Source organism: Chitinophaga qingshengii, assembly GCF_014529935.1.
Taxonomy (GTDB): domain Bacteria; phylum Bacteroidota; class Bacteroidia; order Chitinophagales; family Chitinophagaceae; genus Chitinophaga; species Chitinophaga qingshengii.
In genome coordinates this window covers 157,643-174,291 of record NZ_JACVFC010000006.1, presented here as the reverse complement: position 1 = coordinate 174,291, position 16,649 = coordinate 157,643, and the positions used below count along the sequence as shown (strand labels likewise).

The 16,649-nt window shown below is 49.6% G+C and carries 15 protein-coding genes; 7 read left to right on the top strand and 8 right to left on the bottom strand.

The genetic code is table 11. The features are described from left to right. Positions 1–172: 172 nt before the first annotated feature. Positions 173–1,741, top strand: coding sequence for a glycerol-3-phosphate dehydrogenase/oxidase (locus tag ICL07_RS30170; RefSeq protein ID WP_188091775.1), 1,569 nt, complete (start codon positions 173–175; stop codon positions 1,739–1,741). 170 nt (positions 1,742–1,911) lie between these two features. On the opposite strand, the gene ICL07_RS30165 is transcribed toward ICL07_RS30170, so the two are convergent. The 4 genes from ICL07_RS30165 to ICL07_RS30150 are packed head-to-tail and all read right to left on the bottom strand — an operon-like array spanning position 1,912 to position 4,112. Next, on the bottom strand, positions 1,912–2,502 hold the full coding sequence (locus tag ICL07_RS30165) for a nitroreductase family protein (protein ID WP_188091774.1): 591 nt from the start codon (positions 2,500–2,502) through the stop codon (positions 1,912–1,914). A 41-nt stretch (positions 2,503–2,543) separates the two neighbouring features. Next, the gene (locus ICL07_RS30160) at positions 2,544–2,987 is read right to left on the bottom strand and encodes an acyl-CoA thioesterase (protein WP_188091773.1); all 444 of its coding nucleotides are present in this window, start codon (positions 2,985–2,987) and stop codon (positions 2,544–2,546) included. 17 nt (positions 2,988–3,004) lie between these two features. After that, on the bottom strand, positions 3,005–3,586 hold the full coding sequence (gene rdgB / locus ICL07_RS30155) for an RdgB/HAM1 family non-canonical purine NTP pyrophosphatase (RefSeq protein WP_188091772.1): 582 nt from the start codon (positions 3,584–3,586) through the stop codon (positions 3,005–3,007). A gap of 28 nt (positions 3,587–3,614) precedes the next feature. Continuing rightward, positions 3,615–4,112, bottom strand: a complete 498-nt coding sequence (locus ICL07_RS30150) for a hypothetical protein (RefSeq protein WP_188091771.1) — start codon at positions 4,110–4,112, stop codon at positions 3,615–3,617. A 129-nt stretch (positions 4,113–4,241) separates the two neighbouring features. On the opposite strand from ICL07_RS30150, the gene ICL07_RS30145 reads away from it, so the two are divergent. The 3 genes from ICL07_RS30145 to rpsG all read left to right on the top strand — a co-directional run bounded on the left by ICL07_RS30145 (position 4,242) and on the right by rpsG (position 6,505). Further along, a complete protein-coding gene (locus ICL07_RS30145; RefSeq protein ID WP_188091770.1) occupies positions 4,242–5,342 on the top strand; it encodes a branched-chain amino acid aminotransferase in 1,101 nt (366 codons plus the stop codon). 285 nt (positions 5,343–5,627) lie between these two features. Beyond that, on the top strand, positions 5,628–6,008 hold the full coding sequence (gene rpsL, locus ICL07_RS30140; RefSeq protein ID WP_012789278.1) for a 30S ribosomal protein S12: 381 nt from the start codon (positions 5,628–5,630) through the stop codon (positions 6,006–6,008). Between the two features lie 29 nt (positions 6,009–6,037). Further along, entirely contained in the window at positions 6,038–6,505 is a 468-nt protein-coding gene (rpsG, locus tag ICL07_RS30135) for a 30S ribosomal protein S7 (RefSeq protein WP_143307685.1), read from the top strand. 422 nt (positions 6,506–6,927) lie between these two features. Here rpsG and ICL07_RS30130 read toward each other — a convergent pair whose 3' ends face one another. Genes ICL07_RS30130 through ICL07_RS30115 form a run of 4 tightly spaced genes read right to left on the bottom strand, consistent with a single transcriptional unit; the run spans position 6,928 to position 12,071 of the window. Continuing rightward, complete coding sequence (locus ICL07_RS30130) at positions 6,928–9,894, bottom strand: beta strand repeat-containing protein (RefSeq protein ID WP_188091769.1); 2,967 nt, start codon at positions 9,892–9,894, stop codon at positions 6,928–6,930. A 10-nt stretch (positions 9,895–9,904) separates the two neighbouring features. Next, complete coding sequence (locus ICL07_RS30125) at positions 9,905–10,315, bottom strand: hypothetical protein (RefSeq protein ID WP_188091768.1); 411 nt, start codon at positions 10,313–10,315, stop codon at positions 9,905–9,907. A 41-nt stretch (positions 10,316–10,356) separates the two neighbouring features. Beyond that, the gene (porV, locus tag ICL07_RS30120; RefSeq protein ID WP_188091767.1) at positions 10,357–11,532 is read right to left on the bottom strand and encodes a type IX secretion system outer membrane channel protein PorV; all 1,176 of its coding nucleotides are present in this window, start codon (positions 11,530–11,532) and stop codon (positions 10,357–10,359) included. A 32-nt stretch (positions 11,533–11,564) separates the two neighbouring features. Next, entirely contained in the window at positions 11,565–12,071 is a 507-nt protein-coding gene (locus tag ICL07_RS30115; protein ID WP_188091766.1) for a T9SS type A sorting domain-containing protein, read from the bottom strand. A gap of 511 nt (positions 12,072–12,582) precedes the next feature. On the opposite strand from ICL07_RS30115, the gene fusA reads away from it, so the two are divergent. The 3 genes from fusA to ICL07_RS30100 all read left to right on the top strand — a co-directional run bounded on the left by fusA (position 12,583) and on the right by ICL07_RS30100 (position 16,567). Then, complete coding sequence (gene fusA, locus ICL07_RS30110; protein WP_223152147.1) at positions 12,583–14,727, top strand: elongation factor G; 2,145 nt, start codon at positions 12,583–12,585, stop codon at positions 14,725–14,727. 288 nt (positions 14,728–15,015) lie between these two features. Further along, positions 15,016–15,801 carry a glycosyltransferase gene (locus ICL07_RS30105; protein ID WP_188091765.1) on the top strand — a complete coding sequence of 262 codons (786 nt, stop codon included), beginning with the start codon at positions 15,016–15,018 and terminating at the stop codon, positions 15,799–15,801. Continuing rightward, positions 15,788–16,567, top strand: coding sequence for a polysaccharide deacetylase family protein (locus tag ICL07_RS30100; RefSeq protein ID WP_223152146.1), 780 nt, complete (start codon positions 15,788–15,790; stop codon positions 16,565–16,567). The genes ICL07_RS30105 and ICL07_RS30100 overlap by 14 nt, the downstream gene beginning before the upstream one ends. Positions 16,568–16,649: the final 82 nt, after the last annotated feature.

Here is a 16,649-nt window from a genome sequence, read left to right as displayed (position 1 = left end):
GATAACGATATGGAACAGGAAGTTACGTCACTTAGAGGAACATTTTTTATGCCTAAATGTTCCGGCTGCCAGAACTTTTCCTTTAGCTGTCCGTTAAATTTTAGGGCAGACGCCGTTCCCGTTTGTGAAGCCGGCATTTCCGCAGTAAATTGTAATACCCGAAAAATTGTATATGAAAAGAGAAGCTATCGTTGCCGCCCTGAGAAAAGACCTGGAGCCCTGGGATATTATTGTGGCCGGAGGTGGTGCCACCGGCCTGGGTGCCGCACTGGAAGCGGTTACCAGGGGGTATCGTACCTTGTTGCTGGAACAGGCCGATTTTGCAGCGTCTACTTCCAGCAAAAGTACCAAACTGGTACATGGAGGGGTACGTTACCTGGCTCAGGGTGATGTGTCGCTCGTTCGGGAGGCGGCGGTGGAGCGCGGGCGGCTGGCTCGTAATGCGCCACACCTGGTACGTAACCTCAGCTTTGTGATCCCCACCTTCAACACCTGGGAAAACCTGAAATATACAGTCGGCCTGAAAATGTACGACTGGCTGGCAGGGCGACTGAGCCTGGGCCGGTCGGTGCACATCTCCCGCAAGGATACGCTGACAAGGCTTCCTACCCTGAAACCGGAAAGCCTTGCCGGAGGCGTACTATACCACGATGGTCAGTTCGATGACAGCCGCCTGGCGGTCAACCTGGCCCAAACTATCAGGGATAAAGGCGGTACTGTCCTGAACTATATGAAAATTACCAGTCTGCGCAAGGATGAAGAGGGTAATATCAGCGGGCTAACGGTCAGGGATACACTGAACGGTGGTGCGGAAATATTTCTCAATACCAGGGCGGTGATTAATGCGACCGGTGTTTTTGCAGATGATATTCTGGAGATGGATGACCCGGATGCACCAAAGTCTATCGCGGCCAGCCAGGGTGTTCACGTAGTGCTGGACAGCAGTTTCCTGCCGGGACATGATGCGCTCATGATTCCTGCTACCAGCGACGGACGTGTACTGTTTGTGGTGCCCTGGCACAACAAGGTGGTGGTGGGTACTACGGATACGCCGGTTAATCATATCAGCCTGGAACCACATGCACTGGAAGATGAAATCAGTTTTATCCTCCGCACGGCAGGGCAATACCTGGTAAAAGCGCCGCAACGCAGTGATGTACTCAGTGTATGGGCTGGCCTGCGCCCGCTGGCGGCGGCTAAAGCAGAGGGACATAAGACAAAGGAAATATCCCGCAGCCATAAGATTATTGTAGCGGCTTCGGGACTGGTCACTATCATCGGGGGGAAATGGACGACCTACCGCCGCATGGCAGAAGATGTGATCCACCAGCTGGAAAAATCCCTGCGCTGGAAACTAACGGATTCAATGACACATGAAATGCAGGTCCATGGCGCCATACAAGGGATGAATTGGGACGACCCCTGGTATTTCTATGGTAGTGATATCACACAACTGCAACGACTTATGGAGGATCAACCGGCGTTGCAGGAGGTGCTGAGTGAACCCTTTCAGATCCGGAAAGTACAGGTGGTATGGGCGGTAAGGGAAGAGATGGCACGTAATATTGCCGATTTCCTGGCCAGAAGGGTGCGCCTGTTGTTCCTGGATGCCCGGGAAGCTTTACGTATAGCCCCTGCCGTAGCCGGTATTATGGCGCGGGAACTGGGAAGGGATGAACGTTGGATCAATGAACAGCTGCAATCATTTGAAACATTGGCCAAAGGATACATGCTATTTTGATATTTGTTCATTTAGTTTATTTGGCTATTTGATTTACGGATTTATGGATTTACGGATTTTGATATATTAAAATTTTAGACTCGCTTAAATCCCCAATCCCAAAATCCCCCAATCTCAAAATCCGTAAATCAAATAGCCAAATAAACCAAATAACCAAATCTCCCAAATATCTACATCCATTTAACTTTCTCTGACAGTGGCTTCAACCGTTTGCCGGGTTGTGCCGGCTCGTCGGTATAACCCAGGTAGAAAAATCCCAGTACCTGGTCTTCATCTCCCAATCCAAGATAATCCTGCATGGCAGGGTGGAAGGTCATGCCACCGGAACCCCAGTAGGCGGCGATGCCCTGAGAAGTAGCGCTCAGCCACATGTTCTGTACGGCGCAAGCAACCGCTGCTACCTCTTCCACCACCGGGATACCGGGTTTGCTACCCCGTTTCATGCAAATGGCGATAACATGGGATGCCAGATCACCCTGGCTCTTCAGCTTGTCATAGCTGCCGGGATTGAATTTTTCTGTGGGAGTGAATTGTTTGTACAGTTCAGCATGATCGTTACAAAACTGCTGTACCTTATCGCCGCCATATACCACAAAATACCAGGGTTCGGTATAGCCGTGGGTAGGGGCCCAGTCTGCCATCTGTAACAGCTGTTGCACGGTTTCATCGGCTATTTTCCGGCCGTTCATGCTGGTCGGTTTTACACTGCGGCGACCCGCGATTATCTTTTCCAGAGAGCTGGCGGTAGTTGTTGTTTCCATTATCTTTTTTAAATTATATGTTGATGATTTCCGAATGTTGTTTATGATGACAGGGACTCCAGCGCTGCTTTCATCTCTGCAGGTAATTTCATGACTTTACGGGTATTGTAATCAAAGCACACCATGCCGGTTTTGGCGCAGGCAATGGTGATTGTTTGACCATTACGTTGTGTAGTCAGGTGGTAGAAGAGTTCGAAGCCGAAGGGGCCGTATTCGCCGGCGGCTACTGCTACCGTGAAAATATCGCCATGAAAACCTTCGCCTTTGTATGACACGGCTACATCGGCCATAATAAGCCCGGTATTGGCTTCATGATCGAGTTCTTTATAGCCCGCCTGTTGAATGAACTGCATCCGGGCTTCGTGCATGATAGACAGGATGGCGTCGTTGCCAACATGCCCGCCGTAGTTAACATCCTGTATCCTGATAGGTATCGTTGTGCTGAATCCGAATTTTTCCGGTAAATCTATTTTAATTCTGGCCATTATTTTTTAGGTAGATGTTAAACGGGTAATGTTTTCAGAAAGGCGACGAATGACGCGAAGGCTCTTGCCCGGTGGCTGTATTGATTTTTTTCCGTCAGGTCCATTTCGGCAAAGGTGCGGCTGGCTCCTTCGGGCGTAAAAACCGGATCATAACCAAAACCTTTTTCGCCGGTGCTGCGCTCCTGGATAGTGCCCCGGCTGATACCTTCGAACTGGTATTCTTTCCCGTTCAGGATCAGAGAAATGACGGTCCTGAACCGGGCGCTGCGGTCGGTAACCCCTTCCAGCTCCGTCAATACTTTGGCAATATTATCGGATGCTTTTTTCTGTTCGCCGGCATAACGGGCGCTTAATACGCCCGGAGCGCCCTGCAGGGCATTGATTTCCAGTCCGGTATCTTCTGCGAAGCAGTTTTCGCCGGTCATCCGGTGAATAACAGTGGATTTCTCGCGGGCGTTCTCTTCCAGCGTGTCGTGCGGTTCCGGGATGTCTATGTCGATACCGGCTTCCTGTAAGGTGATGATCTCAAAATGATCACCCAGCAGGGAACGGAATTCCTTTACTTTATTCTCGTTATTGGTAGCAAAAATCAGTTTCATTAAATAAATAAAATAAATATATAAATAATTAAATCCCCAGCAGTTGCTTCAGTCCGGCCCAAAGTTTGGCTTTCAGTATTTTATCTGTGCCGATAAGCTGGAGGTCGTCAGACAGCAGCAGGGTAGTGCCATTCACGGTCAGCAACTGGTAAAGCGGCGCATCTGTCAGGCCCAGGGAAGCGGATGCCGTCCCAAACACAATAGCCTTCCCGATCTTCACGGCAGTTTGCCAGGAAGTGTAGTCCAGTTGCGGGTAATGAGCGGTGTTTGCCAGCAACACGTCCTGCATCCCTAGTTTACAGGCATTTAATATATTGGTAAGGAGGTTGAATAATTCTTCATTTAAGTAGGCTTCATTTTCGTTTTGTATGAAGAGCGCTACGTTTTTTTGATTTTCTCCTAAATATTTGACTTTCGGGACCTCAATTTGCGGCGCTGCAACCGGCATGCTTTTCCCGGGGATGATCGGCTGGGTAAAGATCTTAGCCAGATAATACGGATCAAGTTCTAATTGGTCGAGCGACATATTATTATGATTTAATTTAATATCAAAATCCCGCGTGGGGAAAAATCAGTTTATTTGCACTGCCGTATCCGCAGATGCGGCCATCCAACGCAAGAAAGTGTAAAAATATTGAGATAAAATTGATTAACCATGATGGTAGCTAAATCAACAGTAAAGGAAGAAGCTTTGCAGAAGATCAAAGTCACAAAAACTACGCACAGCCGTTTGAGTGAAGTGGATTTTAATAACCTCGTGTTCGGTAAAAAATATGCTGACCACATGCTGGTGGCCGATTTTGACGGACATGAGTGGAAAAATGCTGAAATCCTGCCTTTTGGAAACTTCTCTGTAAGCCCCTCCAACGCCGCCTGGCACTATGGACAGGCTATTTTTGAAGGTATCAAGGCTTATAAAGATCCTCAGGGTAACCCGCTGATCTTCCGCCCTTACGATAACTACAGAAGGTTTAATACCTCTGCACAAAGAATGGGCATGCCGGATGTACCGGAATGGCTCTTTATGGGTGGCATGGATATGCTGGTGGATCTGGACCGCAACTGGATACCTACCGGCCCCGGCTGCTCTCTCTACCTGCGTCCTTTTATGATCGCGGCAGATGAGTTCATCGGCGTACGCCCTTCCGATACTTACCGCTTTGCTATTATTAATTCTCCATCAGGGCCTTATTTTAATAAACCCATCAAACTCCTGGTGCAGGATAAATACGTACGTGCCTTCCCCGGCGGCGTGGGATACGCAAAAGCAGCCGGTAACTACGGCGGTACCATGTATCCGACCATGCAGGCTAAAAAACAGGGCTACGACCAAATTCTCTGGGTAGACGGCTATGAGCATAAATACCTGCAGGAATGCGGTACTATGAACGTGTTTGTGATCATCGGCAATACTGCCATCACGCCCGATCTGGAACAGGGCACCATCCTGGAAGGGGTTACCCGCGCCAGCGTGATCGACCTGCTGAAAGACCTGGGCCTTACCGTGGAAGAAAGACCTGTATCTATTGATGAAGTGGTGACTGCCTATAAAAACGGTACCCTCCGCGAAGTCTTCGGTACCGGTACCGCCGCCGCACTGGCTTATGTAGAACAACTGGATTACCTCGATACCCAGATCAAACTGGATACCACTACCTATACCACAGGCGCGGAAGTCATCCGCCGGCTCGATGCTATCCGTACCGGCCGCGAAGCAGATTCCCGCAACTGGAACTTTCATGTAGGTGAAAAGTAAAGAAATACATATTATTAAAATAGTGAAAAATAGGGCCGGTTGCCAGGCCCTATTTTTTTATGGTATATTCTAAAGGAAAGCATACCTTTGCAATCCGGATTTTGATATCCTGCTTATACCAGATCGCATTTAACCAGTCTTCGACTACGGGGAAACTTCAAAACCGGCAAAAAATATTCGAAACAATTTTGTTATTCACATATATAGTTTTACCTTTGCCCTCCCAAAATCCCATATGGGAAATTTGGATGTCATTGTAAACCGACATAAAAAACTAGGTAAAGAATGCCTACTATACAACAATTAGTAAGAAAAGGAAGAGAAATTATCCGGGCTAAGTCTAAGTCCAGGGCATTAGATAGCTGCCCTCAGCGTCGTGGTGTTTGTACCCGTGTGTACACAACTACGCCTAAAAAACCTAACTCCGCTTTGCGTAAAGTTGCAAAGGTGCGTTTGACCAATAAAGTTGAGGTGATCGCTTATATCCCGGGTGAAGGTCACAACCTGCAGGAGCACTCCATCGTACTGATCCGTGGTGGAAGGGTAAAAGACTTACCAGGTGTTCGTTACCACATCGTTCGCGGTTCCCTGGATACTGCCGGTGTGAAAGACAGAAAGCAGAGCCGTTCCAAATATGGTACTAAAAAGGAAAAGGCTAAGAAATAATCAATTATAAATAGTCGTAATTTTCAATAATGAGAAAGCAAGCTGCAAAAAAATTGCCTTTGGCTCCGGATCCTCGCTTTAACGATAAGCTGGTTACCCGCTTCGTTAACAACGTAATGGAACAAGGAAAGAAGAGCATTGCCTATAAAATCTTCTACGATGCCGTGGATAAAGTGAGCCAGATGACCGGCGAAAACGGTTATGAGGTTTGGAGAAAAGCATTGAATAACGTAACTCCTGCTGTAGAAGTTAGAAGCCGCCGTATCGGTGGTGCTACCTTCCAGATCCCTGCTGAAGTTCGTCCGGATAGAAAAGTATCCCTGAGCATCAAATGGCTGGTTCGTTACGCTGGTGAAAGAAATGGTAAGAGCATGGCTGATAAGCTGGCAAATGAAATCGTAGCAGCAAGCAAAGGTGAAGGCGCAGCATTCAAGAAGAAAGAAGATACTCACCGTATGGCTGAGGCTAACAAAGCTTTCTCTCACTTCAGAGTATAGTTATCGCCCCAACGGGCAACTCAATATATTCGGCAAACAGTTCCTCTTCGGAGCTGTTTGCCTTTTTATGTGTGGATAAGTGCTGCTTTTAATGTGCGTAACCCCTGCATTACTCCGTTGATAAACTGAACACTTCAATACCATGGCTTGTTTGCCGGGACTGTTTCCCTCGCCACCGAAATGTGGATAACTGCGGATAATCACTTCTCAGCGCCAGCTTACCCCGGCTTCTCGTGCTTATTGCTGATCAATGAAATATCGCCACCTCCGGCTGTTTCCTCCCTATCCATAAGGTATTTAAATCCAACCCTCCCACTGCATCACTCCTCCTTTATCCCTGCAATACCGCTCCTTTGGCCATAAAAAAGCCACCGGTTCATACCGGCGGCCCTGATGTATCACATTGTATACTGCTTGTTGCCTTATCTTACATTCACCAGCACTTTAATCTTGCCGGTCTCTCCGGAGAACTCCTGCAATGCCTTACCAATGGCCTGCCCCAGCTTAACCTTACTGAGATCTGCTTTCATAGCATACCCCGGCCTGCTGGCGGTAACCAGGATATCTCCACGGCTGATAGGCCCGTTTTCATTACAAACTTTGGTAGGAATAACTCCCACTACACCTAAAGGAATCTTGTCGGAAAGATCGGTGTCCATATGCTCTTCGGTTAATAATATCCCCGGTTTGGTGGCATACACGCCCACTACCAGCGAAGAATACGCCGCCGCCGATTTTTGAAGGGTACGATCAGCGTCGGTGGCAATCACCATCACATCGCCCGGCTCATACTGATGCGCAGCGCCGGTTACGTCAAAGGCTTCTGCCACGTCGGCGCCGGAGGTTTGCGTACCACCGTTGAAAAAACCTTTCCCGGTACGGTCAATACGGGCTACGTTAAATCCGCCGGTCTGAAATATCGCCAGATCACCGGAAGAACCGGTATGAACCACCTCAAATGCAGTTCCCTGACCATTATTCACCACCTCAAGCGCATGCCCGAAGCCGGTGCTGTTACTATGCTCAAAATAGCCGCCATATCCCCCGGTACCGGAAGCTACACCATACACCCCGGCAGTGCCGTTGTTGCCGAAAATACTGTTCACTTCCCCACGTACACCGGCACCCACACCTGTGGAATTATTCAAAAAGAAATTACCGGCATTCCCGCGTGAATGGTCTGCAATTACGCCCGGTCCGTTGCTCACTACCTGCAAAACATTGTCAGTATTGGTGTTGTCGAGCGTTTGAATGAGTACAGCGTTGCCACTGGGACCGTTATGATTTAATTCTGTAGCAGTACCCTGACCCTGACTGGTCACATATAAGGCCCGCCCAAATCCGGTTGTACTGGTATGCTCAAAATAGCCACCATAGCCGCCGGTGCCGGAAGCTACGCCATATATCCCGGCAGTACCCTGATTACCGAAAATGCTGTTCACTTCTCCCCGTACAGCTGCGCCCACTCCAGTGGTATTATTCAGGAAGAAATTACCGGCATTGCCCTGGGTATGGTCTGCAATCGAACCCGGCCCGATGTTGACCACCTCCAGCGTGTTATTGGTATTGGCGTTGTTGGTATTCTCAAAAAATCCTGCTCTGCCTTTGGAGCCTCCAATCCCAACCCTGCCGGCAATAGCTGCGCCGGTACCGGAGGCGTTGGTGGCTATAAAGCCATATACGCCATAACCACCGCCATCATTGCGGCCCACGACTGCACCGATACCCGCAGCGGTGTTACCCCGGCCCGTCACCGATTCACCTCCTCCGGTATTGTCTCCAACAATGCCCGCGCCGGAAATACTGGTAGCGCTGCCATGTACGGCAAATCCGCCGTTGGCAGTGGCGTCTACGCCATTACCACCGCCAGCGGTGGTAACCACTACCACGCTGCTGGAATTGGCATTGTTCAGGTTCTCAAATTTACCCGCCATACCGGTGCTGCCACCGCCGCCAACCCGGCCCAGTACACCAATGCCTAAACCCGAGGCGTCTGTGGAAACAAAGCCCTGTACACCGTAACCCGGACCGTCATTACGGCCTACTACCGCGCCGGTAGGAACGCCGGTAGCGCTTTTGGTAAGCCCGGTCACGGCTTCCCCACCGGCGGTGTGGTTACCCAGGATACCCGCGCCGGATAAAATACCGGTGGTGCCATGTACGCCGGTTCCGCCAGTGCTGGTAGCTTCTACGGCGTTGCCATTGCCGCTGGTATTGGCTTGTATAACGTTGCCGCCACCATTGGTGGTGGCCATCACCACCGTATTGTTGTTGCTATTGTTAAAGAGGCTGAAATTGGCTGCTATACCGTTCGTACTGGTGGCGAACAAACCCGTTCCGGAAGTGGAGTTGGCATATACGCCCATCCCGGCGCCGCTGGAATTACCATATACGCCGAGCCCCGTTGGGGTAACGCCGTACACGCCCCAACCGGAACCGTTCTGTGATCCCCATAGGCCGATGCCGAGTCCTCCGGTACCATTGTTAATGCCTCTTACGGCGGTTGAAAAACCACCGGGTGCGGTAGGGGAGATAATGCCCCGGATAGCGGCGACACTGGAAGAGGTGGAATTGCCGATGCCCTCCAGCTGTGTACCATCTCCATTGTTTGTCAGGGAAAACAAGGTGCCGGGAAGATTAAAAGTACCTGCATAAGGGATCGCGAAAGCGCTATTGGCAGCGGGGCTCCAGTTGGTGCCGTCAAATGCCAGTACCTGTCCTGCAGCTGGTACTGTAGTGGCTACGGGCTTACCCTGTATTTTGGCTACAGTAGGGTTAGGGTAGGTACCGCTCAGATCTCCCCCCGCAGGAGTAGAAGCAATAGTGCCCGCAGGTCCTGTTGGTCCTGCCGGCCCAATCGGCCCTACCGGTCCCGCAGGTCCAATCATACCCGGATCACCTTTAGGCCCCTGCGGCCCAACAGGCCCCATGGGCCCCACGGCGCCGGCATCACCTTTGGGTCCTGCCGGCCCGGGTGTGGCACTATTGGCGGAGAACATGGCAAACGGTACGCTCATCAATTGGGAAGTACCCAGCTCCGAAAAATTACTGCCGCCAATAGAAACTTCTACCCGTAAATATTGATTGGCCTGCGCCCAGGGAATAGCGGCAAAAGTGCCGCTCACCGGTGAACCCTTGCCAATCTGTAAATTGAACAACCCCAGTTGGTTGGTGGTAACGTCCTGCGTTTCCTGGTATTGCACATTCCCGGAAGGAGAACCACTCAGAATCGTAAACCTTATCTGCAACGACTGGCCGGAAAGTATCGTGCCGTTTGCATTCCGGGCCACCGCCTGATAGTTGATACCACTCAGGCTACTCTGGGCCCCGGCTCGTTGCTGTAGTAGTGCGGACAGAAACAGGGCATAAAGTAAAAATTTTCTTTTCATACGGGGTGTTTTATGGTTTAGCAGGTTGAGGTTTGGTATTAACTGGTGCCGGAGCCGGACCTTGTTGTTCTATTTTGGGTGGCTGGAAATCTTTGTTAACCGGTTTTATCAATTGTTCAACAGGAAGACTGGAAATAGTGCCAGGCGTTTTTCCCGGATTACCGGTATTGGCGACAGCCTGGTTTTTATCCGGTTGAAGAGTGGATACCGGATTTCCTCCCTGCGGCGCCTGGGTGGCCATAAATGTCCGCGCTACCGCCGCCCTGGCTGGTTCCCCCGGTTTAACAGGTACAGATTCCTGTTTCGGAGACCGTATCGCTCCATCCGATGTTTTAACCGGCACTTTTTGATCCTGTGCGCCTGCCAGGTGGGGGAGTTGTATAGCGGCGATAAATACCAGTAAAATGATCAATAGTTTCATATGGGTGTAGTTTATTGATTGAAAAAATATGGCGACGCCGGTCAAGGCGCCTGGGGATCACGGCTCCCGCCAATATTGTATACCAGCGAAAACTTGAGCGTGCGTTTTTGTACCAGGCTTTCTCCGGTTGGTATCTGGTAGGCGATATCCAGCGATATATTGGATATACACAAGCCTACCCCCGCTGAAAAATGTTGCCGGTAGCCCTTATTGGGGTGTTCGTAGAAATAGCCGGTACGCACAAAAAAAGCATGCCGGTAGGCGTATTCAATACCGGAACCAATGGTAAATTCCCGCAACTCCTCCTGGAATCCGCCCGGAGCATCGCCAAAGGAGGAGAATAACGCATCTACCACGCCCCGGTTAGGGTCTTTACCCTTTAAAATCTGATCGGTGGCGATGCCATTTGAATCCAGGGCATAGACGGGTGGGGTGGGTACCAGCAGTTTGTTGATATCTACCGCTATGGTAAACTCATGATCGTAGGTGTGCACAAATGTGTAACCGCCGCCGATGCGCAGGTTCATCGGCAAAAAACTCTTGCGGGTGTTGTCATCGGTATACTGCAGCTTGGTGCCGATGTTGGTTAAACTAACCCCGAAGGAATACCGGTTGCCGAATTCCAGCTTATCCTTGCTGTTCTGGTAATAATAACCGATGTCTCCGGCCACGGCGGATGCCGGCTTTTGCTGCAAACCGTTGAAGGACCCCTGTCCCAGCTGGCTGCGCACGTACCGCAGGCTAATGGCGAGCGACATATGCTGTCCCAGTTTCCTGGCGTAGGCGGCATCTACGGCAAATTCCCGCGGGGAATACTGCTGTAGTACAGTACCGTTGTCGTCCCGGAAAGTCACATCGCCATAATTGAAGTATTTCATGGATAAACCCACCCCTTCAATAGGGTTCAGATTTTTGTAGGCAGACACGTAGGCCATATTGGACTGGTTGTTATTCAGTTCCCACATCCAGGGAGAATAATTGGCGCTGACGCCCCAGTCACCGGCAAAAACGATCTTGGCTGCATTGGAAAAAAGGGAGTTGGGGCTTGCCTCCAGTCCTGTGGTAGCATCGCCTGTGCCACTGGATCGGGCATCGGGATTAATCAGCAGAAAACTGGCGCCGGTATTGGGCGCTTTTTGCCCCGCTTTTTGGGCGAGTATGGCCCGGTTGAAGGCCACCATACCACATAACAGTAAAATTATCCGACCATATTTCATGATTGTTTTTTTAAAATGAGGAATGGACAGGGTTACTGAACAATCAGCTTTTCAAAGAAAATGCTGCCGTTCACCTTTAGTACTACGGTGTAAATACCCGCTGCAAAATGATTGACCGGTAAAATGACCGTGGATTTGCCGGCGCCCATCTCGAGGAACCGGTGATACAGGCTTTGTCCGGCTGTATTCAGTACCTCAAGGGTAATGGTAGCGCTTCGCAGCAGGTCAAACTGCACTTTGGTATTGGTGACCGCCGGATTGGGGAAAATGATGTAATTCTTGATAGGATTGGCGCCGGCAGGCAGCGCAGGAAGTTCTTCCGGTTGCTGGAAACCCTGTGTAAGCAGTACCTTGCCGTCTGTAACAGGCATTACCACGGCTTCGCCTACCGTGTACTGTATCCTGACGTTTCCCGGCGTATTACTGCCTCCGTTGTTCGCTACCACCTGCCTGTTCAGAATAAGTTGCCCGCTGGCGCGGGTACATAGCAATGCCAGTACCATTAGTGCCAGGATGCACTTGGAGTTAAATGAGGTCATATAAATGGGTATTAGAAATGTGTGATGCTAAAGCCGGCTGCGGTCAACAGCCGGTGGCTCAGGAAGAAAGTCGATTTCTCTTCATGACAGTTACTTTTTTTGATTTTTTAATAGATAGATAACAACTCAATCAGGTCTTTCTGTATGCCACTCACTTTGATTTATACGGCTGAATGATTTATGGTGGTTGATGCTCACATTTATCTTAACATGGAGACATAGGAATAACACGGACACTTTTGGGGCAACCTTAAATCATATGACAAATGTGAACGATTTATTGTTCGGGAAAAACACTAATTTATCTATTGGCAGGATTTTTTAAAAAAATGGCGGATTCTACCCAAAAAGCGGTTACTGGAGGGATATTCATGAAGAATAATATACATGTGTTAAGACCTCCGCGCTCGTTAATGAGAAATAACATTTGCACAATATTGGGCGTTTTATTTATTGCTAAAAATAGATTACCTTTGCCCCCCAAATTGCATTATTTAGTCATTTTAATATTATGGCAGACTTAAGATTTCAAAGGAACTTTGGTATTGCGGCGCACATTGATGCGGGTAAAACCACTACCACAGAGCGTATCCTGTATTATACAGGTAAATCCCACAAGATTGGTGAGGTGCACGAGGGTGCTGCTACCATGGACTGGATGGCACAGGAGCAGGAAAGAGGTATTACCATCACATCTGCTGCTACCACTTGTTTTTGGAATTTCCCGACTTTACAGGGTAAAGCTCTCCCGGACACTAAACAATACAAATTCAACATCATCGATACTCCGGGCCACGTGGACTTTACCGTGGAAGTAGAACGCTCCCTGCGTGTACTGGACGGTCTGGTGGCACTGTTCTGCGCTGTATCCGGCGTTGAACCTCAGTCTGAAACCGTTTGGCGCCAGGCTAACCGCTACCGCGTACCCCGTATCGGTTTCGTTAATAAAATGGACCGTTCCGGTGCTGACTTCCTGAACGTGGTAAAACAAGTTAGGGAAATGCTGGGTGCTAACCCTGTTCCCCTGACCCTGCCTATCGGTGCAGAAGATACCTTCAAAGGCGTGGTTGACCTGATCACCATGAAAGGTATTATCTGGGACGAAGAAGGTAAAGGTGCTACCTACCAGGAAATCGAGATTCCGGCAGATATGAAGGATGAAGCGGACGAATGGAGAGCTAAACTGGTAGAAGCCGTTGCTGAATACGACGATACCCTGATGGAGAAATTCTTCGAAGATCCTAACTCTATCTCCGAAGCTGAAATCCACGAAGCCATCCGCAAAGCTACCATCGATATGGCGATCATCCCGATGATGTGCGGTTCTTCCTTCAAAAACAAAGGTGTTCAGAAAATGCTGGATGGCGTTTGTCGCTACCTGCCTTCTCCAACTGACATCGAAGCGGTAAAAGGTACTGATCCTGATTCCGGTGACGAAATCGAACGTAAACCAGATGCTAAAGAACCATTCTCTGCACTGGCGTTCAAAATCATGACCGATCCTTTCGTAGGTCGTCTGGCATTCTTCCGGGCTTACTCCGGTCACCTGGATGCTGGTTCCTATGTACTGAACACCCGTACCGGCAAAAACGAGCGTATCAGCCGTATCATGCAGATGCACGCTAACAAGCAGAACCCGGTCGAATTCATCGAAGCTGGTGATATCGGTGCTGCTGTTGGTTTTAAAGATATCAAAACCGGTGATACCCTGTGTGATGAAAATCACCCGATCATCCTGGAATCTATGACATTCCCGGAACCGGTTATCGACATCGCTATCGAGCCTAAAACTCAGGCAGACGTTGATAAAATGGGTATGGCCATCGCTAAACTGGTAGAAGAAGATCCTACCCTGAAAGCTAAAACTGACGAAGAAACCGGCCAAACCGTATTGAGCGGTATGGGTGAGCTCCACCTCGAAATCATCCTCGACCGTATGCGTCGTGAGTTCAAAGTGGAAGTAAACCAGGGCGCTCCTCAGGTTGCTTACAAAGAAGCCCTGACGGCTAAAATTGAACACCGCGAAGTGTTCAAAAAACAAACCGGTGGTCGTGGTAAATTCGCCGACATCCAGGTAGAAATCTCTCCTGCTGATGCTGAATGGCTGGCCGCAAACGACGGTAAATCCTTCCAGTTCATCAACGATATCTTCGGTGGTGCTATCCCGAAAGAGTTCGTTCCGGCCGTTCAGAAAGGTTTTGAACAGTCAATGAACCAGGGTGTACTCGCAAACTTCCCGCTGGTGAACCTGAAAGTACGTCTGTTCGACGGTTCCTTCCACGCAGTGGACTCCGACGCGATGTCCTTCGAACTCTGCGCCAAACAAGCTTTCCGTGAAGCTGCCCGCAAAGCTAAACCAGTACTGCTGGAACCTATCATGAAAGTGGAAGTACAAACTCCTGACCAGTACATGGGTGACGTTACCGGTGACCTCAACCGCCGTCGCGGTATGCTGGAAGGTATGGACTCCAGAAATGGTGTACAGGTGATCAAAGCTAAAGTACCGTTGAGCGAAATGTTCGGTTACGTAACCCAACTGCGTTCCCTGTCCTCTGGCCGCGCCAGCTCTATCATGGAATTCTCTCACTACGCTCCGGCTCCAAACAGCGTTGCGGAAGAAGTAGTAGCGAAAGTAAAAGGTAAAGTAAACGCCTGATTATAGATTCTCTCTATAGAAAAAGGTTGTTCTGCGAAAGCGGGACAACCTTTTTCGCTTACATGAACATGCTATTGCCACATGATACTTTTTTGATACATTCGATACATATATAACCTGCAACTGAAATACTTTTTGCCAATGCCAGGGTCCTGATTCTCAGGACCTTTTTATTTTTTTGATTTCTTATCGGAATAATAGGGGGTGACCAACCTTTTCCCGTCATTTAGGTGAAATGCAATCTAACTGAGCCTGTATTTTTTTTTACTGATAGCCGACTGAACCAATATGTACTTAGAATTAACACAAGCACCACCTGCAACTGTTAGATATGAAACAGGAGAACAGGTTGTTCTGGCTCCTGGCCTGGATGTGATTCTGCCCTGCTGGAACCCGTCGGGCCCTTGGGTAGAATCGCTGATCAGGCACTATCATGAAGTACTGAACCTCATGGGAGATGTACCGGTACAACTCATCCTCGTCAATGACGGGTCACTCCGCAATTTCACCAACCAGCACATATCCTGGCTGGAAGCTGCTATTCCCGGCATTATTATCGTAAATTATACACAAAACCGCGGTAAAGGTCACGCGGTCCGCGAAGGAGTGAAAAGCTCCCGCCACGCTTTCCAGGTATATACCGACCTCGACTTCCCATTCGGAGTGGAAGCAGTGAAAAAAGCATACGACCAGCTTCAATTGGGCATCGATGTGGTGGCCGGCGAAAGAGGAACGGCCTACCTCCGGGAACTGCCCCGCAAAAGACGGATCATTACCCGCATCAGCCGCCTGCTGAATAAAGTCGTACTCCGCCTCAAAGTCAACGACGCCCAGGCTGGCCTGAAAGGCTTCAACGCCCATGGCAGGTCTGTACTCCTCAATACCAATATCGACGGTTTTCTCTACGATAGCGAATTCCTCTATAAAGCCGGTAAAAATCCCCGCCTCAAAATCGGCGCAGTAGACGTATATTGCCGCCCCGGTATCAGTTTCAGCGCATTCAAGATCAAGCTGCTGCTGAAGGAACTCAAAAACTATTGCCGGATTATTACCAGTGCTAATGCCGCTAACTAATATGAACCAGGAGAACAGGATATTGATCAGTGTAGACGTAGAAGAATTTGATATCCCCGAAGAATTTGGAAGACAGGTACCCCTGCAGGAAAAACTGGAAATATCCAGGAAGGGCCTGCAAACTACCCTCGACCTGTTCGACCAGTATAATGTACGCGCTACCTTTTTTGTGACCGCCTACTGGGCCCAGCATTATCCGGAGCTGATCCGCCAGGTAGCCGCTAAACACGAAATAGCTTCTCACGCCTACTATCATAGCTCCTTCTCGGATGCCGACCTGGAAGGGTCCCGGTTGGCCCTGCAGGAAATCAGCGGTCAACAGGTACGCGGCTTCCGCATGCCCCGCCTCCGGAAGGTGAACATGAAAGCGCTCAAAGATGCCGGATACCTCTACGACGCCTCCCTGAACCCCACCTGGCTGCCTGGTCGCTATAATAACCGCCACCTGCCCCGTACCATGTTCCGCGACAATAACATGTGGATCATCCCGGCATCAGTGTCTCCCCTGATCCGTTATCCCGTTTTCTGGCTGAGTGTGAAAAATACCCCGCTATGGGTAACCCGCCACTTCAGTAAAACCATCCTCCGGAAAGACCATTACCTGTCTTTCTACTTCCATCCCTGGGAACTGGTGGATATCCGTAACTATGCATTGCCTTCCTATATCAGCCGCGTTTCCGGTGCTAAAATGGAGCGGAAAATGGATGGTTTTCTGCGCTTCCTGCATCAACAGGGCCGCTTCTGCGCACATATCGACATGCTGTAATTTTTTATATTTCTGCTACTGAACGGTTGGCCGGGTACTGGCCATAACGATACCCTGTTGCAGTAAACTTCCCGTCCTGTCA